The 19,467-nt window shown below is 72.0% G+C and carries 18 protein-coding genes; 12 read left to right on the plus strand and 6 right to left on the minus strand.

The features are described 5' to 3' along the window. Positions 1-342: 342 nt before the first annotated feature. Positions 343-1,557, minus strand: coding sequence for an MFS transporter (locus ACGFZP_RS04025; protein WP_392928353.1), 1,215 nt, complete (start codon positions 1,555-1,557; stop codon positions 343-345). Between the two features lie 420 nt (positions 1,558-1,977). Here ACGFZP_RS04025 and ACGFZP_RS04030 point away from each other — a divergent pair, with 420 nt between their 5' ends. Then, positions 1,978-3,324: a dicarboxylate/amino acid:cation symporter gene (locus ACGFZP_RS04030; RefSeq protein WP_392928355.1), complete on the plus strand. Its 1,347-nt coding sequence runs from the start codon at positions 1,978-1,980 to the stop codon at positions 3,322-3,324. 265 nt (positions 3,325-3,589) lie between these two features. Here the strand turns inward: ACGFZP_RS04030 and ACGFZP_RS04035 are convergent, their stop codons facing one another. After that, the gene (locus ACGFZP_RS04035) at positions 3,590-3,793 is read right to left on the minus strand and encodes a cold-shock protein (protein WP_057227626.1); all 204 of its coding nucleotides are present in this window, start codon (positions 3,791-3,793) and stop codon (positions 3,590-3,592) included. 491 nt (positions 3,794-4,284) lie between these two features. Between ACGFZP_RS04035 and ACGFZP_RS04040 the strand changes: the two genes are divergently transcribed. From ACGFZP_RS04040 to ACGFZP_RS04085, 10 genes are all read left to right on the plus strand, one after another. Beyond that, positions 4,285-5,181 (plus strand): menaquinone biosynthetic enzyme MqnA/MqnD family protein, encoded by an 897-nt coding sequence (locus ACGFZP_RS04040; RefSeq protein WP_392928358.1) that lies wholly within the window; start codon positions 4,285-4,287, stop codon positions 5,179-5,181. 192 nt (positions 5,182-5,373) lie between these two features. Then, positions 5,374-7,068: a serine/threonine-protein kinase gene (locus tag ACGFZP_RS04045; protein WP_392928360.1), complete on the plus strand. Its 1,695-nt coding sequence runs from the start codon at positions 5,374-5,376 to the stop codon at positions 7,066-7,068. A gap of 108 nt (positions 7,069-7,176) precedes the next feature. Beyond that, the gene (gene mqnC / locus ACGFZP_RS04050) at positions 7,177-8,400 is read left to right on the plus strand and encodes a cyclic dehypoxanthinyl futalosine synthase (RefSeq protein WP_392928362.1); all 1,224 of its coding nucleotides are present in this window, start codon (positions 7,177-7,179) and stop codon (positions 8,398-8,400) included. 31 nt (positions 8,401-8,431) lie between these two features. After that, positions 8,432-9,175: a hypothetical protein gene (locus ACGFZP_RS04055; protein WP_392928364.1), complete on the plus strand. Its 744-nt coding sequence runs from the start codon at positions 8,432-8,434 to the stop codon at positions 9,173-9,175. 237 nt (positions 9,176-9,412) lie between these two features. Beyond that, positions 9,413-10,000, plus strand: coding sequence for a hypothetical protein (locus tag ACGFZP_RS04060; RefSeq protein ID WP_392928366.1), 588 nt, complete (start codon positions 9,413-9,415; stop codon positions 9,998-10,000). A gap of 205 nt (positions 10,001-10,205) precedes the next feature. After that, positions 10,206-10,898 (plus strand): demethylmenaquinone methyltransferase, encoded by a 693-nt coding sequence (locus tag ACGFZP_RS04065; protein ID WP_392928367.1) that lies wholly within the window; start codon positions 10,206-10,208, stop codon positions 10,896-10,898. Positions 10,899-10,992: 94 nt separating this feature from the next. Beyond that, on the plus strand, positions 10,993-12,276 hold the full coding sequence (locus ACGFZP_RS04070; RefSeq protein WP_392929619.1) for a geranylgeranyl reductase family protein: 1,284 nt from the start codon (positions 10,993-10,995) through the stop codon (positions 12,274-12,276). A gap of 401 nt (positions 12,277-12,677) precedes the next feature. After that, positions 12,678-13,199 (plus strand): SigE family RNA polymerase sigma factor, encoded by a 522-nt coding sequence (locus tag ACGFZP_RS04075; protein ID WP_392929621.1) that lies wholly within the window; start codon positions 12,678-12,680, stop codon positions 13,197-13,199. Beyond that, positions 13,196-14,128, plus strand: coding sequence for a hypothetical protein (locus ACGFZP_RS04080; RefSeq protein WP_392928369.1), 933 nt, complete (start codon positions 13,196-13,198; stop codon positions 14,126-14,128). Before ACGFZP_RS04075 ends, ACGFZP_RS04080 begins: the two co-directional genes overlap by 4 nt. Before the next feature lie 169 nt (positions 14,129-14,297). Continuing rightward, positions 14,298-15,179 (plus strand): serine hydrolase, encoded by an 882-nt coding sequence (locus ACGFZP_RS04085; RefSeq protein WP_392928371.1) that lies wholly within the window; start codon positions 14,298-14,300, stop codon positions 15,177-15,179. Positions 15,180-15,512: 333 nt separating this feature from the next. Here ACGFZP_RS04085 and ACGFZP_RS04090 read toward each other — a convergent pair whose 3' ends face one another. The 4 genes from ACGFZP_RS04090 to ACGFZP_RS04105 form a co-directional block, all read right to left on the minus strand. Then, positions 15,513-16,091, minus strand: a complete 579-nt coding sequence (locus ACGFZP_RS04090; RefSeq protein ID WP_392928373.1) for a hypothetical protein — start codon at positions 16,089-16,091, stop codon at positions 15,513-15,515. A 114-nt stretch (positions 16,092-16,205) separates the two neighbouring features. Further along, positions 16,206-16,571: a MazG-like family protein gene (locus tag ACGFZP_RS04095; RefSeq protein ID WP_392928375.1), complete on the minus strand. Its 366-nt coding sequence runs from the start codon at positions 16,569-16,571 to the stop codon at positions 16,206-16,208. 286 nt (positions 16,572-16,857) lie between these two features. Then, positions 16,858-17,523 carry a peptidylprolyl isomerase gene (locus tag ACGFZP_RS04100; RefSeq protein WP_392928378.1) on the minus strand — a complete coding sequence of 222 codons (666 nt, stop codon included), beginning with the start codon at positions 17,521-17,523 and terminating at the stop codon, positions 16,858-16,860. 224 nt (positions 17,524-17,747) lie between these two features. Then, complete coding sequence (locus ACGFZP_RS04105) at positions 17,748-18,395, minus strand: TetR/AcrR family transcriptional regulator (RefSeq protein ID WP_392928380.1); 648 nt, start codon at positions 18,393-18,395, stop codon at positions 17,748-17,750. 174 nt (positions 18,396-18,569) lie between these two features. On the opposite strand from ACGFZP_RS04105, the gene ACGFZP_RS04110 reads away from it, so the two are divergent. Beyond that, a complete protein-coding gene (locus ACGFZP_RS04110; protein ID WP_392928382.1) occupies positions 18,570-19,268 on the plus strand; it encodes a CatB-related O-acetyltransferase in 699 nt (232 codons plus the stop codon). The last annotated feature ends 199 nt before the right edge of the window (positions 19,269-19,467 follow it).

Genomic DNA, 19,467 nt, shown 5'->3' on the forward strand with positions numbered 1-19,467 from the left:
CCGCTACGAGAAGACCGCCACCGTCTTCCAGGCCGGACTCCACATCGCGGGCATCTTCATCTGGTCCGCCCGCTGATCCAAAAGAAAGGCCCTAGGCCCGGGCCTGGCTCCGGTCCTGGTCCTGCTGGTTCTGGTTCTGGTTCCGGTGCGGCTGGGTGCCTGGTGCGCCCCGAACCGGTCGATCGATGCCGGGTGATCCCCGGGTGTGCGACTGCGCCCGTCGTCCAGACCACCCGGTCCGACGGGCGCAGCCACGTCTTCAGGAGGGGCTCGTTCCCCTCGTTCCCCTCGTTCCCCTCGTTCCCCTCGTTCCCCTCGGCCCGATCGGCCTGATCGCCCCGGTCAGCCGACCGGGACGGGCTGCTCGACCGCGCGGACGGCCGCCGCCGGTCGGAACCAGCCGCGGGCGCCGAACAGCAGCAGCCCGCCCAGCGTGATCCCGCCCGCCGCGCAGAGCGCCACCGGCCGCAGCGAGTCCTCCGCGAGGTTGCCGGAGACGGCGTAGCCGAGCGAGTTGCCGGTCGCGAACAGGGTCACCAGCCAGGCGAAGGCCTCCGTCACCGTGCCGACCGGCGCCAGCTCGGCGACCAGCACGAACGCCGCCGCCAGCAGCGGCGCCAGCCCGATCCCGGAGAGGAACGCCAGCCCCGCCATCGCGTACGGTCCGGGCAGCAGCACCAACGGCAGGTAGCTGGCCGCCATGCCGAGCGCCATCACCCAGGTCCGGGTCGCCGTGCTGCTGCGCCACCGCACCGCGCCGTACGCGAGCGCGCCCAGCAGTCCGCCGAGCGCCGCCAGCGCCAGCAGCGTCCCGGCCCCGCCGGGCAGTCCGCCCTCGTGCGCCTCGGCGTAGGCGATGAACAGCACGTTCTGCGCGCCGACGGCCCAGCCCGCGCCGGCCAGCCCGATCAGCAGCAGCACCAGACCGGGGGAGCGCAGCGGTCCGAGCAGCCCCGAGGAGTGCGCGGACCGCGGCGGCGCCTGCCAGGCCCGTGCCGGTCCGGCGGTGGCGACGACCAGCGCCCCGGCCAGCCCCAGCCCGGCCGCCACCCAGAGCGCCGCGACCGGGCTGAACGCGCCCGCGATCCCGGCCACCGCGAGCGGCCCGGCGACGTACAGGATCTGCTGCGAGGCGGAGTCGAAGGCGTACGCGGTGTCGAGCTGCCGCTCCTCGACGACGTCCGGCCAGAGCGAGCGCAGGCAGGGTTCGAGCGGCGGCATGGCGAGTCCGGCTATCGCGGCGCCGATCGGCGCGGCCAGCGCGGAGCCGGGCGCGAGCGCCAGCAGTGCGTACCCGCCGCCGGCCACCACGGCGGAGGCGAGCAGCACCCGCGGCTGCCCGGTGCGGTCCACGATCCGGCCCAGCACGGGCCCGCCGACGGCGGCGGAGATGGCGTACGCGGCGGTGGCCAGCCCGATCCGGCTGTACGGCGTGCCGGCCTCGCGCAGCGCGAGGGCGATGACCAGGGCGGTCATTCCGGCGGGCAGCCGGCCGAGCAGGGTGCCGAAGAGCAGTCGGCTGACGTGGGGGGCGCGGAGCAGGGCGAGATAGCCCATGGACGGCTCTCCGGTTCTGGGCAGGCGTGGGCGGGGCGACCTCCAAGTTATACGTATAACCACACTGCGGTCAATCGGCGGGCACGGAGCAGCTGATGGTGTGTCAGCCTCGTTCGTGTCCGTAACTGTCCGGATCTCAAACAACTACTTTGAACATCTCAAACCTTTACTGCTAACGTGTCGGCCATGACCACCTCAGACGCACCCCGGATGCACGGCCTGGGCTCGATGCCCGGCGCCGCCCGCGGGTCCCGTCTGTCCGGTGCTGTGGACAGCCCGCGCCGTTGTCGCGCCATGAGCTGTATCCAGGCGGCACGCCCCTGACCGGGGGCCCAGCCCTCCCCGCCCGGCCCCCGCGCCGTGCCGCCTTCCCCGCCTCATCTCACCGTCAGCAACGCCCTCCCCCGGAGCCGCACCGTCATGTCCACAGCGCCCGAGGCGACCTCGTCGCCGTCCGTGCTCGCCAGAATCCGCAAGACCCCGTTCTGGGTCCAGATCGTCGCCGGCCTCGTGTTCGGCGTCGGCCTCGGCTACCTGGCCCGCACCGCTGACATCTCCTGGCTGGCCACCACCTTGGAGACCATCGGCAAGATCTTCGTCCAGCTGCTGAAGCTGGCCGTCCCGCCGCTGGTCTTCACCGCGATCGTGGTCTCCGTCGCCAACCTGCGGAACGTCACCAACGCGGCCCGGCTGGCCGTCCGCACCCTGCTCTGGTTCCTGATCACCTCGCTGATCGCCGTTGCGATCGGCCTGGGCCTGGGCCTGCTCACCAACCCGGGCGAGGGCACCAACCTCAAGACCGAGGGCCTCAAGCCGCCGAAGTCCACCGGTACCTGGATCGACTTCCTGACCGGCATCTTCCCGACCAACATCGTCGACGCGTTCACCCAGGTGAACGTGCTTCAGATCGTCTTCCTGGCGGTCGTGGCCGGCGCCGCGATCATCAAGCTCGGCGCCAAGGCCGAGCCGGTCCTCAAGCTCAGCGAGTCGGTCCTGGAGCTCACCCAGACCGCCCTCTGGTGGGTCATCCGGCTCTCCCCGCTCGGCACCCTCGGCCTGATCGGCAAGTCCGTCGCCAAGTACGGCTGGGACCTGCTCAAGCCCTTCGCCACCCTCACCGCGGACATCTACATCGGCTGCGCGCTGGTGCTGTTCGTCGTCTACTCGCTGCTGCTGAAGTTCGCCGGCGGCCTCAACCCGCTGAACTTCTTCAAGGGCGCCTGGCCCGCCATCCAGCTGGCCTTCGTCTCCCGCTCCTCCGTCGGCACCCTCCCGGTCACCCGCCGCGTCACCGAGCGCCTCGGCGTCCCCAGCGAGTACGCCTCCTTCGCCGTCCCGTTCGGCGCCACGACCAAGATGGACGGCTGCGCCGCGATCTACCCGTCGATCGCCGCGATCTTCGTCGCCCAGGTCTACGGCATCGACCTCGGCATCAAGGACTACCTGCTGATCGCCTTCGTCTCGGTCATCGGCTCCGCCGCCACCGCGGGCCTCACCGGCGCGATCGTGATGCTGACCCTGACCCTCTCCACCCTGGGCCTCCCGCTGGAGGGCGTCGGTCTCCTCCTCGCCATCGACCCGATCCTCGACATGATCCGCACCGCGACGAACGTCGCCGGTCAGGCGCTCGTGCCGATCCTGGTCGCGGCCCGCGAGAAGACCCTCGACCTCACCGCGTACAACAACCCGGCCGGCGACCTCTACGAGGACCAGCCCGCGGCCGCCATCCCGGCGCAGACCGGGAAGAAGGAGGCCGTCGCCGCCTGACGGCCGACGCTTCGAGAGGCCCGTCCCCGGTGGGGGGCGGGCCTTCTCGCGTGGCGGCCGGAGGCGGGCCCCGGCCCGCCGGCGCAGGGTCGCGGGGCGCAGGGGCACAGGGTGTGGGGTCGCGGGGTGCGGGGGTGCCGGCACAAGGCAGGGGGCCCACCTACAGGCGGGCCCCCTTGGGTACTTCTCTTGTGCTCATGGTGACGGCCGCGGGGGCCGCCGGCGGACCCGAGGGGTCCCGAGCGATCAGAACATCAGAGGATGATCAGATAGCGGTAACGTTCTCCGCCTGCGGGCCCTTCGGGCCCTGGGTGACGTCGAAGCTGACCGCCTGGTTCTCCTCCAGCGAGCGGAAACCGTTCGCGTTGATGGCGGAGTAGTGGACGAAGACGTCGGGGCCGCCGCCCTCCTGGGCGATGAAGCCGAAGCCCTTCTCAGCGTTGAACCACTTGACGGTTCCCTGAGCCATGCCGTTCTCCTTGCGAGGGACGTATTGGGGGCCACACCGTGTGGCACCCGGTCCGCTGCGCTGATCGCCCTGCCTCCGGACGGGTCCGGAGTTTTTCGATATTGCTGAAAAACTACAAAAAGCCTGCGGTTACATGCTCCGCAGGCTTCAAGTACTGCAAGGGGAATCAAACTGCAACTGAGGGCAACGCTAGCATGCGTGCGCTGTGACGACCAGGGGTGACTTGCGGTCCGGACAAGGCGTGTCGTAAGGCCTGTACAGACCGGTTGTCGGGCCCTGGCGCGGTGTCCTGAAGGGGCTCGCAGGACGTGCCGGGAGGCCGGTCCGGAGCGGGTTCGGGGCGCGTTCAGAGCACGTTCGGAGTAGCTCCGGGACGGGTCCGGGACGGGTGGCGAAGGACGATCCAGAGCGTGTCGCAAGGCCGGTGCGGGCCGTCGGGAACGCCGGGCATACCCTGCGGGGAGGGCACGAACAGCAAGGGAGTGACGGCAGTGGCAGAACCGGTTGCGGTAGTCCAGGAGACCTCGGAGACGCCGGTCAGGCCGCGGGTCGGACATATTCAGTTCCTGAACTGCGTCCCCCTCTACTGGGGCTTGGCCAGGACCGGCAATCTGCTGGATCTCGATCTCACCAAGGACACTCCCGAGAAGTTGAGTGACCAGTTGGTGAGCGGTTCTCTGGACATCGGTCCGATCACCTGCGTGGAGTACCTGCGCCACGCGGACGACCTGCTGGTCCTGCCGGACATCGCGGTCGGCAGCGACGGACCGGTGATGTCCTGCGTGATCGTCAGCAAGCTGCCGCTCGCCGAGCTGGACGGCCGACGGGTCGCCCTCGGCTCCACCAGCCGGACCTCGGTCCGGCTCGCGCGGCTGCTGCTGGAGGAACGCGAAGGGGTCCGGCCGGAGTACTTCAGCTGCCCGCCCGACCTGGACGCGATGCTCGCCGAGGCGGATGCCGCCGTGCTGATCGGCGACCCGGCGCTGCGGGCCTACCTGGGGCAGGCGGCCGCGCAGGGGCTGGCGGTGCACGACCTCGGCGAGATGTGGAAGGAGTGGACCGGTCTGCCCTTCGTCTTCGCGGTCTGGGCCGCCCGCCGCGACTTCGTCGAGCGCAGCCCCGAGCTGACGGCCGCGGTGCACCGGGCCTTCCTGGAGTCCCGGGACCTCTCGCTGGTGGAGGCCCGCGAGGTAGCCGAGCACGCGGCCCGCTGGGAGGAGTTCGACGCCGGGGTGCTGGAGCGCTACTTCAGCGAGGCGCTGGACTTCTCGCTCGGCGAGCGGCAGCTGGCGGGCGTCGCGGAGTTCGCCCGCCGGGTCGGCCACGACAGCGGCTTCGCCCCCGACGTCGCGGTGCGGCTGCTGGAGCCGGTGCCGGCGGTGGTCTGACGGCGGTGGTCTGACGGCGGTGCTCTGAACAGTGGTGGTCTGATGGCGGTGCTCTGACGGCGCGGCGGGGTCGGGAGCCGCTGTCGGCGGAGGCGGGGGGCAAACCACCCCCCGTCAGGCCCCGGCCGCCCGGTAGCGTCGGCACACGGCCTCGGCGGTGGACGCCGGGCGGGCGAGGGGAGCGTGCGGGGGATGCAGGCACTGGGGTCGGACGATCCGCGCGAGGTGGGCCGGTACCGGCTGCTGCGCCGACTCGGCGCGGGCGGCATGGGCCGGGTCTACCTCGGCCGGACGGCGGGCGGGCGCACGGTGGCCGTCAAGCTGGTCCGCGGGGAGCTGGCCGAGGACGCCGAGTTCCGCGCCCGCTTCCGGCAGGAGGTCGCCGCCGCCCGTCTGGTCGGCGGGGCCTGGACGGCGCCCGTGCTGGACGCGGACACCGAGGGCGAGCACCCGTGGGTGGCCACCGGCTATGTCGCCGGGCCCGCGCTCGGCGCCGCCGTACGGGAGTTCGGACCGCTGCCCGAGCCGGCCGTGCGGACCCTCGGCGTCGGACTCGCCGAGGCGCTCGCCCACGTGCACGCGCTGGGGCTGGTCCACCGGGACGTCAAGCCGTCCAACGTGCTGCTCACCCTGGACGGGCCGCGGCTGATCGACTTCGGTATCGCCCGCGCGCTGGACGCGACCAGCGGCTTCACCCAGTCCGGTTATGTGGTCGGCTCGCCCGGCTTCATGTCGCCGGAACAGGCGGCCGGGCTGTCTGCCGGGCCGTCGAGCGACGTCTTCTCGCTCGGTGCGGTGCTCGCCTTCGCGGCCACCGGCATCCAGCCGTTCGGGGAGGGCGTCAGCGTCGCGGTCCTGCTCTACCGGGTGCTGCACGAGGAGCCGGACCTGACCGGGCTGGTCGAGCCGCTGCGCTCGGTCGTGCTCGGTTGCCTGGCCAAGGACCCGGCCGTCCGGCCGACCCCCGAGCAGTTGCGGGCCCGGCTGGACGGCGACGGCGGCGCCACCGTCCGGCTCGGGCGGGGCGGTTGGCTGCCGCCCGCGCTGGCGGCGGCGGTGGGGCGCAGCGCCGTCCAGCTGCTGGACCTGGAGGCGGGGGAGCCGGGTGCCGCGGGTGTGAGCGCCGGGTCCGGTGCCGGGGGTGACCGGTCGGCCGAACCGGTGGAGCGTACGCCGACCGAGGCGGCCTCGCCGGTGGACCGCGTCCCCACCGGGGCGGCCTCCCCGGTGGACCGCATTCCCACCGGGGCCCGGCCGGCGGGCGGCAGCCGCACCCGGTCCGGGGTGGTGGCCATCCTGGTGGCCGCGCTGGTGGTCCCGGCCCTCGGGTACGGGATCTACCGGGGCCTGCGGTCGAACGCGGGCCCGGGCCCGGATCCGGAGACCGGGCCCACCACGGCGACGACCGTCAGCGCCTCGTTCAGCATGTCGGTCACCTCCTCCTCGACGACGTCCTCGTCCAGTTCGACGACCGTCCTCCCGGCGCCCCCGTCGGCTGCCGGGGGCGGGTCCGGCCCGAGTGTGGTGCCGAGTGCGTTCCTCGGCGCCTGGAGCGGGGACATGACCACCGAGAAGCGGCTGCCCGCCGGTGTCACCACGCTCACCATCGGCCCGGCCGCGATCGGCCAGGAGAACACCACCAGCCACAACACCGTCGTCATCGCCGGTTCGCTCTCGGTCACCTGTGACGGTGCCTGGAGGCTCGACTCGGTGTCACCCGAGAAGCTGGTCTTCACCTCGCGGCTGGTCGGCTCCTCGTTTCCCGGGGCGTGCACCGGCGGGTCGAACTCGGAGACGCTCACCCTGCAGAAGGACGGCACGATCCGCTTCACCTCCGCCGACCCGCCGGCCGGGAACCCGTCCGGGACGCTGCGGCACGCGGGCTGACGCAGGCACGCGCAAGGGCTGGCGTAGGCTGGTTCGGCCGTAGCCAGCAGTGGTTTCAGCAGTACCTCCAGAACACGCAGCAGTACCCGAGAGAGAGAAGGCCGCCAGGTGTCCGAGCTCGCAGCGATCACCCTCGATGCGCCCAGCACCGACCTGCAGGCCATCCTCGACCGGGCCGCCGGTGGCGGCCGGATCAGCCCGGAGGAGGCGCTGGAGCTGTACCGCTCGGCGCCGCTGCACGCGCTCGGCTCGGCGGCCGACGCCGTCCGCCGCCGCCGCTACGCCGGTACCGAGCACATCGCGACGTACATCATCGAGCGCAACATCAACTACACCAACGTCTGTGTGACGGCGTGCAAGTTCTGCGCGTTCTACGTGGCGCCGAAGAGCGACAAGGGCTGGTCCCGCGACCTCGACGAGATCCTGCGCCGCTGCGCGGAGACGGTCGAGCTGGGCGGCACCCAGATCATGTTCCAGGGCGGCCACCACCCGGACTACGGCGTGGAGTACTACGAGCGCGCGTTCGCGGCGATCAAGGCGGACTTCCCGCAGCTGGTGATCCACTCGCTGGGCGCCTCCGAGGTCGAGCACATGGCGCGGATCTCCAAGGTCTCCATCGAGGAGGCCATCACCCGGATCCACAAGGCGGGCCTGGACTCCTTCGCGGGCGCCGGTGCCGAGCTGCTGCCGGAGCGGCCGCGCAAGGCGATCGCGCCGCTCAAGGAGTCCGGCGAGCGCTGGCTGGAGATCATGGAGGCCGCGCACGGCCTGGGCGTGGAGTCCACCTCCACCATGCTGATGGGCACCGGCGAGACCAACGCCGAGCGGATCGAGCACCTGCGGATGATCCGCGAGGTGCAGGACCGCACCGGCGGCTTCCGGGCCTTCATCCCGTACACCTACCAGCCGCAGAACAACCACCTGAAGGGCTCGACCCAGGCCACCGTCTTCGAGTACCTGCGGATGATCGCCATCGCCCGCCTGTTCCTCGACAACGTCGCCCACATCCAGGGCTCCTGGCTGACCACCGGCAAGGAGGCCGGCCAGCTGTCGCTGCACTACGGCGCGGACGACCTGGGCTCGGTCATGCTGGAGGAGAACGTCGTCTCGGCGGCCGGTGCCAAGCACCGCTCCAACCTCACCGAGCTGATCCACCTGATCCGGGCCGCCGACCGCGTGCCGGCCCAGCGATCGACCACGTACCAGCACCTGCGGGTGCTGGACGACCCGGCGAACGACCCGGTGGACCCGCGGGTCGCCTCGCACATCGCCTCCACCGCGATCGAGGGCGGGACGGCGCACCCGGAGCTGAAGATCCTCGACAACGCCTGACGCCTCCCGCCGTGCTGACCCCGCCTCCGCCGTGCTGACCCTGCACCGGGCCGCCCTCGTGCTGCCCGACCCGGCCGACCCCGCCGCCCCGCCGATCTCCGACGGGGCGGTGGTGGTGCAGGGCGAGCGGATCGCCGCGCTCGGCCCGTTCGGGGCGGCGGCGGACGCGTATCCGCAGGCCCGGGTGCGGGACTGGGGGGACGCCGTGCTCACGCCCGGGCTGTGCAACCCGTACGGGCACTGGCTGCTGGAGTGCGCCTACCACCCGGACCCGCGTGAGGGGGTCGGCAGCGAGCCGGTGCCCGGGGGGCTTGCGGGTGGTGGCCCGGCGGGTGGTGGCCCGTCGGGTGGCGCGGACGGCCCGGTGGGTGGTGCGGACGGCCCGGTGGGTGGTGCGGGTGGGTCCGATCCGGCGCGGTACGGCGCGAGCGCCCGGCGCGGGCTGCAGCGGATGCTCGGCTTCGGGGTGACGGCGGTGGCCGGTCCGTTCGAGCACGATGCGGTGCGGATGGCGGTGGCGCGTTCGGGGCTGGCCGCGCTGGGGGGTCCGGTGGCGTCGGTGGCTGCGGGAGCTGCGGGAGCCGGGGGGCCTGTGGGGGGCGAGGGGCCGCTTGACCCGCTTGCCGTGCTGCCGCTCGCCGCGGCGGTGTACGGGCGGCTGACGGTCGGCGGGCGGGCCGACTTCGCGGTGTTCGGCGCCGATGGCGGCGTCCCGCGCCCCGGCGGCTGCCTCGCCACCGTGCTGGCCGGGCGCCTGCTGTACCGGCGGCGCTGAATCCGATCTCCTACCCGTCGGTAGCCGGATTCCCGTTCGACGTACCGGACTTCCTTCGTGTGCCGCCGAACTCCGCTTGCGGCCATATCGTCTGATTCACCCTTCGCCGTGACCTGAGGGCCCGCCAGCGGATACGATCCCGGACAGCTCACTCCGTACCCTCACCACACATCACCCGTCCCCCGGCGGGTGTCGGGGCCCTGTCCCAGGCCCCGAAGGCAAGCCAGGACAGGAACCATGCGATCCGCGACCGTCCCCCCGCCGCGCTCCCCGCGGTTGGGCCGTGGTTGGTACCTCGCCGCTGTGCTCAGCGCCGTGCTGGCCGTCGGCATGTGCCTGCTCGGTTGGCGCCAAGCCGACCAGGCGGACCGGATCGGCGCCCACCCGGTGAGAGTGGAGGGCGTCGTCACCCAGCTGCCCACCGGCGGCGGGTCCTACAGTGCCGTCAGCTACCGGGCCGCCGGGCAGCCGCACACCGCCGCCGCGCTGCCGCTGGCGGACGGCGCCAAGCTCGGCGACGCGATCTGCCTGGAACACGCCGCCGACGACGCGGGCGCGGTACGGATCTGCGGCGACACCTACCCGCAGCCGGTCGGAGTCGGGCTGGCCCGGTTCAGCGTGCCGGTGGCCCTGCTGTTCTTCGCCGTCTGCATGCTGCGGATCCTCCGGCACCGCCGGGCGGTGGCCATCCGCAGCGGTCAGAGCCGCTTCGCCACCACCGTCGCGCTCGCCGCGGGCGCACTGCCCGACGGGATGCCCGCGATAACGCAGGGCAAGCGCTCGCGCCGCCGGCGCCGCTCGGGCGGGCGCCGGGGCCTGCACTGACGCTCCGGCGGCGCCGGGTCGGTCCGGACGGACCGGGTCGGTCGGACGGGGTCGGTCGGACGGGCCCGGCGGGGTCCGTGGCGGGTGTTCCGGGGCCCTGGTCGGGCGTTCCGGGGTCCTGGCGGGGTGAGCCGGTGAGGCCCTCGTGCGACGGACGGCGTGCCCCCTTGCCCGTGCTGTCGTCCTCAGGGTGAACAATGGGGTCGTGACCCGAGCCTCTCTGGACAAGCAGCCGCACGAAGTCGCCGCCATGTTCGACGACGTCGCGGCGAAGTACGACCGCACCAACGACGTGATCTCCCTGGGCCAGGCCCGCGCCTGGCGCCGGGCGGTGGCCGAGGCGGTGGCCGCCGGACCGGGAGACCTCGTGCTCGACCTCGGGGCCGGCACCGGTACCTCCTCGCTGCCCTTCGTCGACGCCGGAGCCAAGGTCGTCCCGTGCGACTTCTCGGTGGGCATGCTCACCGAGGGCAAGCGCCGCCACCCCGAGCTGCCGCTCACCGCGGGCGACGCCACCAGGCTGCCGTTCGCCGACGGCACCTTCGACGCGGTGACGATCTCCTTCGCGCTGCGCAACGTGCACGACACCGAGGCCGCGCTGCGCGAGATGTACCGGGTCACCAAGCCCGGCGGCAAGCTCGTGATCTGCGAGTTCTCCACCCCGACCTGGACGCCGTTCCGGACCGTCTACACCGAGTACCTGATGCGCGCGCTGCCGCCGGTGGCCACCGCCGTCAGCAGCAACCCGGACGCCTACGTCTACCTCGCCGAGTCCATCCGCGCCTGGCCGGACCAGCCAGGGCTGGCCGCGAAGCTGCAGGACGCCGGTTGGGGCAAGGCCGCCTGGCGGAACCTCACCGGCGGGATCGTCGCACTGCACCGCGCGTACAAGGTCTGAGCGGGCCGGCCGGCCGTCAGCAGCTCGTAGACTCGTCCAAGCCCAGCCGACCCGCAGCAGGAGTGTGCCCACCGTGTCCGAGACCGCAGTTGACCTGAGCGCAGGGGTTGTGGAGAGCACCGCCGACGTCATCGTGGTCGGCGCGGGCCCGGCGGGTGCCACCACCGCGTACTACCTCGCGCAGGCCGGCCTGGACGTGCTGCTGCTGGAGAAGACGGCGTTCCCGCGTGAGAAGGTCTGCGGCGACGGCCTGACCCCGCGTGCCACCAAGCAGCTGGTCGACATGGGCATCGACGTGTCGCTGGAGAACGGCTGGCTGCACAACAAGGGCCTGCGGATCATCGGCGGCGGCGTCCGGCTGGAGCTGGACTGGCCGGAGCTGTCGGCCTTCCCCGACTACGGCCTGGTCCGCAAGCGCGCCGACTTCGACGAGCTGCTGGCCCGGCAGGCCGAGAAGGCCGGTGCCCGGCTGTACGAGCGCTGCAACGTCAGCGGTCCGGTCCTGGACGACCGCACCGGCCGGATCGTCGGCGTCACCGCCAAGCTCGGCGAGGAGAAGCGCCCGGTCGTCTTCCGGGCCCCGCTGGTCGTCGCCGCCGACGGCAACTCGACGCGGCTCTCGCTCGCCATGGGCCTGCACCGCCGCGAGGACCGCCCGATGGGCGTCGCCTACCGGACGTACTTCACCTCGCCGCGCCACGACGACGACTACCTGGAGTCCTGGCTGGAGCTGTGGGACACCCGGGACGGCCAGCGGAAGCTGCTGCCCGGCTACGGCTGGATCTTCGGGATGGGCGACGGCACGTCCAACGTCGGCCTCGGCATCCTGAACTCCTCACCCGCCTTCGGCGAGCTGGACTGGCGCGAGGTGCTCAAGGCCTGGTGCGCCAGCATGCCGGAGGAGTGGGGCTACACGCCGGAGAACATGACCGACCCGATCCGCGGCGCCGCCCTGCCGATGGCCTTCAACCGGCAGCCGCACTACACCCGCGGCCTGCTGCTGGTCGGCGACGCGGCCGGGATGGTCAACCCGTTCAACGGCGAGGGCATCGCCTACGCGATGGAATCCGGGCAGATCGCCGCCGGGGTCATCGTCCAGGCCAACGCCCGCGTGACCGAGGCGGGCCGCGAGCGCGCCCTCCAGGCGTACCCGCGGATCCTCAAGGACGTCTACGGCGGCTACTACACCCTCGGCCGCGGCTTCGTGAAGCTCATCGGCAACCCGAAGGTGATGCAGCTCGCCACCCAGCGCGGCCTCACCCACCCGATCCTGATGAAGTTCGTCCTGAAGATGCTGGCCAACCTGACCGACCCCCAGGGCGGCGACGCGATGGACCGCATCATCAACGGCCTGGCGAAGGTCGCCCCGAACGCCTAGGACGGGTCCGCAGAAGTCATGGCAGCCATAGCTTGAGGCAGGCGATGGTGACGAGGGCCTGGTAGTTCCTCGCGGCAGAGTCCCTGAGCGCCCTTGGCATGCCGGCGGCGGTGCAGCGGGAGCCGTTGTGGATCGGTGACGGGGCAGCCCGGCAGGTTGTCCCTGCTCACCAGGCGGTCGCGGCGTGGTGCAGCGGGACCGATTCCGAGGTGGCTCCGCCGCGCCGCCTCCGCCGCGCCGCCCCCGACTGCGGGCGCGGGAGCCCGCCGCAAAGATAACGCTTGCATCACGACCGAAGATCGCGTGCAGCAGTCGCGAACCGGGCTCCGTCAGGTTGAGCGGGGGAGCCAAGGGGGCTTCGGGAGGGGCGAAGATGCTCAACAGACACCAGCCGGGTGACCATGCGAACCGCTGACGTCCCTGCCTTCACGGCATTTGTGCACGCCCGGTCGTCCGCCCTCTTCAGGACCGCGCTGCTGCTCACCGGCGAGCGTCATGTGGCCGACGATCTGGTGCAGTCCACGCTGGAACAGGTCTGTCGGCACTGGCGCCGGATTCGCTCCGCCGACGCGCCGGAGGCCTATGCGCGCAGGATCCTGGTGAACCTCGCCAACGACCGCTGGCGCAAACTGCGCGGACATGCGGAAGTGCCCCTGGACGACGGCGTCGGGGACGGACACGTCGATCCGTACAGAGGTCTCGTGGTCCGCGACGCGTTGATGCGCGAGCTGCAGTCCCTGCCGATCGGCATGCGCACCGTACTGGTGCTGCGGTACTTCGAAGATCTCGACGACGCGGAGATAGGCCACCTGATGAACATCTCGGCCGGCTCGGTCCGGTCCCAGGTGGCCCGAGGCCTGTCGAAACTCCGGTCGACCGTCGATGCCCAGGCAGTGCAGTCACGTTCAGGAGGGGCGGCATGAAGGACTACGACCTGGAGCAGGAGCTGGCCGCGGCCATGCTCGACCGTTCACGGCGGGAACCGCCGGGCAGCTACGACGTCGACGGCCTCATCGGGTCGGTACGGCAGCGCCGCCGGCGTCTGCAGGCAGGCGCGGCGGCGGCCGTGGCGATCGTGGCCCTGGGCGCGGGCTTCCTGTCCCGAGCCGATCGTGACCGCGTCTCGGTGCCCGTTCAGGCATCGACCGCGCCGAGTGTCGAGCTGCCGCCTTCTCCCCCGCCCACCGAGCCGCCATCGCCCACGGCTTCGGCTCCGGCTTCGACATCGGCTTCGAAACCGGCCTCCCCGGCCGACCCGGCCCGGACGACGAACGCGCTGTTCCTCGCTGCCCTGCGCTACCAGAATCCGGCTACCCGCTCCCAGGTGGACCCGGTGGCGGTAGCAGCTCTGTTCGCCAACGAGTCCACGTACCAACGGATCTGGGGCGCCGACTCTCGCGGTGTGACCTGCGGTGCCTCGGTCGACGGCGTGCTGGCGGCGGGCGAGGCCCTGCTGTACCAGGGGGTTGCGCGGCTCGATCGGGCCCCTTCGCTGACCTTCGACGGGGCCACGGGGAAGGTGACCGACCTGACCTGTAGGCCGGTCGTCGGAGACAGCAAGGGCGACGACCCCACGGTTTCCGGCTTCTACGGCGGGCTGGTGGCGGCCACCAAGTCCGGAGACTCCACAGCAGTGGCGGGGCTCGGGGAACAGTTCGTGACCGCGAACCTTCGCTCCGGCCAGGGCCCGGCCGCAGGCACCTGCTCCTTCACCACCCCCCCGTTCTGGCTCGCCGACAACCCCTCGTCCGGAACTCTCACCCACGGATGGACCGTGCACCTCGGCGGCCACCAGGACTTCTCGATCGAGATCGACGAGAACGGGAAGATCTCCGGATCCTGCGGCAAGTGAGCCGCACCGGCCGCCACTGAGGCCAACGACACCGGACCGGGCACGCGCCGCGGCGCGCCCGGAGACCCCTGCACGCCCTTACCGGCCAATAGGCGATGTCCGCATGCCCGGATGTCGGAGAGCGAGTGCCCGCGTGAAGCATCGGACAGCCTTCGTCATACCCGTACTCGTGGGCGTCGCCATGGTGGCCCACGTCCTGGTCCCGACCTCGAGTCCCGCCGAAGGCGCCCCTTCCGGCCCGCTGCCGACGTCAACCCCGTCAGCGGCGTCGAACCCGTCAGCGCCGGGCACGCTTCCCGAGCAACTCGCCGCCACACGTACGACAACGCCGGAACAGGCTGTGCGCCTCGCGCTCGACGGGCTCGGGGGGCACCACGGCCGGTACGCTCTCGCCGTCGAGGACCTCACCTCGGGCCGCTCGGCCGCCTACGGTTCGTCCACCGAGACCTTCACCTCCGCGAGCATCATCAAAGTCAACATTCTGGCCGCCCTGCTGCTGCAGACGCAGGACCGCGGAGACCGGCTCAGCCCTGCTCAGCGACAACTGGCCTCCGACATGATCCGCGTCAGCGACAACGACGCGGCGCAGAAGCTCTGGACCGACATAGGAAGACGCCAAGGCCTGGACGCGGCCAACGCCCGACTCGGACTCACCCCGGCGCACGCCGGCCAAACGGGACCCTGGGGACTGACCCGGACCACGGCCGGTGACCAAATCTCCCTCCTGAAGGCCGTGTTCACCCAGGACTCCCCCTTGAGCGCCGCATCCCGGTCGTACCTGCGGACTCTCATGAGCGCCGTCACCGACGGACAGAACTGGGGCGTCGGCGCAGCGGGAGCGCCCGGCGACCCGCCCGTGCTCAAGAACGGCTGGCTCCCGGACGGAACGCCTCAGCGGTGGGTCGTCAACAGCGTGGGCATCGTCGAACGCGCGGGACACACGCTGCTCGTCGTCGTACTCACCGACGGTCAGCCCACGCGGGAGACCGGCATCGCACTCGTCGAACAGACCGCGGCGACCGCGGTCGAGGCACTGGTGCGAACGCCCTGAGCCCCCTCTCGTCCGATGGACGCCCCCGGTTCCGGCGCGGATCCGGGCGGCGCTCCGGCCCGCAGGTCCGCGCCCGATCGCCGCGTCCAGTGCGTAACCACCCACACGCCGCAACGGGCGTCACGGCGTCAGGCCATGCCCGTGGGGCGTGGACGGTGGCCGGAGGCCGCCTCGCGCGCCGGCGCCGCGGCGTCCCCGAAGGCACGCCGCGGCATCGGCCGACGCTGGGAGCCCGGGCCTGGGGGCTCTCTTTCGGTGGGCCTGCGCGGCTGGTCCCGGTTGGGGGGGGCTCGGCCTCTGGTCCCGGCCGATGGGCGCTCTGCCTGGAGCGGCTCAGCTCGCGGTGGCCCGTACGTAGACGTCCGCGGCGCCGGCCAGGCCGGTGTTCGCGGGCGCCACGTAGATCTGTCGTCTGGTGGTGGTGGTGGTGGCGGGCGCGGTCGCGGTGGCGGTGTCGTCCGTCGGTTCGGGCAGCTGTGCGGCCTCGGCGGGCTCCTCGCCGGGCAGGGCCGCCCTCAGGTCGGCGGGGAGGGGGACCGGGGCGCCCGGCTGCGGGAGGTCGTAGACGTGGAGGAAGTCGTCCAGGTTCACGTCGTCACCGCCGCCTAGGCGGTAGTGGAGGTAGCCGACCGGCGTCCCGTCGGGTGCCAGGCCGTAGTGGGCGGCCTCCGGGATGTAGTAGCGGCCCTTGCCCGGGTGCTGCCCGGCGTGCAACTGCGCCAGCCGCTCAGCCCGGCTGACGTCGGTCTCGCGCGGAGAGTGGTCCTGCATCACCGCGACCACGCCCCAACCGGCGACGGCCACGGTGAACGCTCCGCACAGAGACAGGGCCCAGGCCGTCACCAGCCGTCCCACCTTCCGCCCCCGAGGCCCGGACCCGGCCTCGCCGATCCGCCCGCTGGTGTCGGACACCTGATGTTCCCCCTCCCGGGAGGCCGTCCGCCCCCTCGCCTACCTGGACACCGTTCGGCGGTGGGGAGTTCCGGGTGCCCTCGCGCCGGGCGTCGACACGGCGGAGGCCTGTCCTCAGGCTTCCTGGTCACCCTCGGGCTCCCGGCGGTCCTCGGGCTCCCGGCGACTGGCCGCCGAACGCTGCTCGACGTAGGCGAGGCGCTCGGCGAAGACGCGCGCCGCGTCCGGGGTGAGGGTGCGCAGAGCCACCAGGGCAGAGAAGACCACGTCGCAGAGTTCGTGCTGGACGTCCTCCCAGCTGTGGGTGACGCCCTTGCGGGGATTCTGACCGGTGGCGCCGATGACAGCGGCGCCGACCTCGCCGACCTCCTCGGAGAGCTTGAGGATGCGCAGCAGGCGCTCCTCCTGAGAGGAGAGCAGGCTCTCCTCGTCCAACCAGGCGACCAGGTGGTCGACGCTCTCCCAGATCCTGCTGTCCATCTGCCCTGCTCCCGTACGGCTCCGCTGACGCCGACCACGCTACGGGAGTCGAACGGGCAGCCTCGGCGTCAGCCTCAGCCTCGGCGGCGGCTGGTCGGGGTGGACCGGCTGTCGCCGGGCTGGCAATCGTCGGCCGACTACTGCGGGGTCGGATCCGCTGGGTCGGCTCCCCGAAGCTGGTTCGGGGAGCCGACCCGGCTCGGCGGCAGGTCCGGTGCTGCGGTGCGGCGGTGCGGCGGTGCGGCGGTGCTGCGCTGCTGCGGTGCTGTGGCCCGGTGGCCGCGGTCTAGCGGTTGCTGATCTTCACGTTGCGGATGTTCACCGGGAGGGTGGGGAAGCCGTCGCCGGGGTTGTTCTGGTCGTCCTCGCCGCCGGCGGCGATCTTCTGGAGGACGTCCAGGCCTGCGGTGATCCGGCCGAACGGGGTGTAGGCGGGGGAAAGCTTGGTGTCCTTCCAGACGAAGAAGAACTGGCTGCCGTTGGTGTTCGGCCCGGCGTTGGCCATGGCCACGGTGCCGGCGGGGTAGACCGCGCCGGTCAGGTTCTCGTCCGGGAAGGAGTAGCCGGGGCCGCCGCTGCCGGTGCCGGTGGGGTCGCCGCACTGCAGGACGTAGATCCGCTGGGTGGTGAGGCGGTGGCAGTGGCTGCGGTCGAAGTAGTCGTGTTCGGCGAGGAAGCGGAACGAGAAGGTGGTGCAGGGCGCCTTGTCCGTCAGGGCCTCGAAGGTGATCGAACCCTGGGTGGTCTTCAGCGTGGCGCTGTAGGGCTTGGCGGCCTTCTTGGCGTTGAAGACCGGGATGCCCTTGAAGTTGTCTGCGGGTACTGCCGGCGTGTACGTGCAGGTGGTGGCTGCAGGGGCGGCCGGCGGGGTCTCCGCGGCGGCGGTGCCGGTGGTCACGGCCAGCGGGAGGACGGTGGCGGCGGTGAGCAACGCCCAGTGTTTGCGCTTCACTTGACGAGCCTTCCGGAGGATGGTGGTCGGCGATGTTGTCATGGCGACATCATCCACGGACGGGAGGCGGTTCGGTAGACGCCGGGCGGTTCTTGGGGCGATTGGGTGGCCTGTGGTTGGGCTGGGGCTGGGGGCGGGCGGGGGCGTCGGCTGTGGCGGCCGGGCTCGGGGTGCGGCTGGCTGTTCAGGGGTTGTGGTGGTGGTCGGCGATTGCGGCGGGCGGGTCATGTGAACAGGCCGGCCCGGGCGGCGAGGGCGGCGGCGTCGGCGGCCCGCTCGGCGGTGCGGGCGTCGAGCGGCTCGCCGGTGACGAACAGTCGGTAGTAGAGCGGGGCGGTTGCCGCTCGGGCGACCTCGGCGCCGTCGGTGCCGGCGGGAAGTTCGCCTCGGGCCGTGGCTCGTTCGGCGACGCCGGAGGCCTGGCGGTGGCGGGCGGCGAAGAACCCGCGCAGGGCGGCCGCGCCGACGTCCGAGCGTTGGGCGGCGGAGATCAGTGCGGTGGGGGTGGGGCCCAGCTGGGGGTCGGTGAAGACGGCGTACACCTCGTGGGTGATCCGGCGGAGGTCCTCGCCGAAGTCCCCGGTGTCCGGCGCCTCCCAGGGGGCGTCGGCCGAGGCGGTGAGGGCGTCGGCGACCAGCCCGTCCACGCCGCCCCAGCGCCGGTACAGCGTCGCCTTGTGTACGCCGGAGCGGGCGGCGACGGCCTCGATGGTCAGCCCGTCGTACCCGTTCTCGGTGACCTCGGCGAGCGTGGCGGCCACGACGTCCGCACGGACGCGGGCGCTGCGACCGCCGGGGCGCGTGGCGGCCGTCCGGGAGGCGGGCGCCTGGGAGGTGGGCGTGAGGGGGGCGATGGGGTTGCTCTCGCTCAAAGTCGACTCCAGTCGCATTAAGGCTTGCCGTGGCACTGGGGGCGTGCCATCCTCGATCTTAATGCGACTGAAGTCGCATTTCGAGAGTTCGGGTGCCGGAGGGCTTGGCGCCCGAAGGACCGGGCGTCCAAGAGCCCGAGGGCCTTGAGTGTTCGAGGCCATGAGAGGAGTCCCATGACTGCCGCGATCCCCGACCCCACTGTGGTGCACCCCCTCGCCGGGCATGACCGGGTTGTCCTGCTGCGCTCGCTGGTCACCGACCCGCGTATCGAGGTCGGCGAGTACACCTACTTCGACGACCCCGACGCTGCCACCGCCTTCGAGGAGCGCAATGTCCTCTACGCCTATGGGCCGGAGCGGTTGGTGATCGGCAGGTACTGTGCGATCGCCACCGGTACCCGCTTCCTGATGGCTGGTGCCGCACACCCCGATCTGGGGGTCTCCACCTTCCCGTTCACGATGTTCGGCGGCAGTTGGACGGAGCGGACCCTCGACATCGTCACCGGTCTCCCCAGCCGAGGTGACACCGTCATCGGCAACGACGTCTGGTTCGGCTACGGTGCCACCGTCCTCCCCGGTGTGCGGATCGGTGATGGCGCGATCATCGCCGCCGGCGCCGTGGTTACCGCCGATGTCGAGCCGTACACCGTTGTCGGTGGCAACCCCGCTCGTACGATCCGCCGCCGCTTCGCGGAGGCCGACGTCGCCCGCCTGCTGCGCGCCGCCTGGTGGGACTGGCCCGTCGAACTCGTCACCGCTCATGTGCGGGACATCATGGCCGGTACCCCCGCCGACATCGAGGCCATCGCCGAGGCCAACGGCCTGGTCTGCGACGGGCCGGATCGGGGAGTGGAGACCATGCCGAGGCGGTGAGCGCCCCGGTCCTACCGTGGTCCTGGTCCTGGTCCTGGTCCTGGTCCAGGCCGTGCGGGCGAGGTGTGTGCGCGGGCTTTGCCGGGCGGAGTCGCAAAGCCGTTGATGGATCGGACCGGGATGCGCGAGGATGGCGGGCCTCACGCTCTGCACAGGGATCCGTCCGATGCCGTACGGGAATCTCGTCTGTCGATTCCGT

Origin of the sequence: Kitasatospora sp. NPDC048239 (assembly GCF_043202015.1) — a bacterium.
In the GTDB taxonomy this organism is placed as follows: domain Bacteria; phylum Actinomycetota; class Actinomycetes; order Streptomycetales; family Streptomycetaceae; genus Kitasatospora.

Coding starts and splice junctions, on each gene's coding strand:
- ACGFZP_RS04025 (WP_392928353.1), bottom strand. CDS start 1,557: ATGGGCTATCTCGCCCTGCTCCGCGCCCCCCACGTCAGCCGACTGCTC.
- ACGFZP_RS04030 (WP_392928355.1), top strand. CDS start 1,978: ATGTCCACAGCGCCCGAGGCGACCTCGTCGCCGTCCGTGCTCGCCAGA.
- ACGFZP_RS04035 (WP_057227626.1), bottom strand. CDS start 3,793: ATGGCTCAGGGAACCGTCAAGTGGTTCAACGCTGAGAAGGGCTTCGGC.
- ACGFZP_RS04045 (WP_392928360.1), top strand. CDS start 5,374: ATGCAGGCACTGGGGTCGGACGATCCGCGCGAGGTGGGCCGGTACCGG.
- ACGFZP_RS04060 (WP_392928366.1), top strand. CDS start 9,413: ATGCGATCCGCGACCGTCCCCCCGCCGCGCTCCCCGCGGTTGGGCCGT.
- ACGFZP_RS04075 (WP_392929621.1), top strand. CDS start 12,678: ATGCGAACCGCTGACGTCCCTGCCTTCACGGCATTTGTGCACGCCCGG.
- ACGFZP_RS04080 (WP_392928369.1), top strand. CDS start 13,196: ATGAAGGACTACGACCTGGAGCAGGAGCTGGCCGCGGCCATGCTCGAC.
- ACGFZP_RS04095 (WP_392928375.1), bottom strand. CDS start 16,571: ATGGACAGCAGGATCTGGGAGAGCGTCGACCACCTGGTCGCCTGGTTG.
- ACGFZP_RS04110 (WP_392928382.1), top strand. CDS start 18,570: ATGACTGCCGCGATCCCCGACCCCACTGTGGTGCACCCCCTCGCCGGG.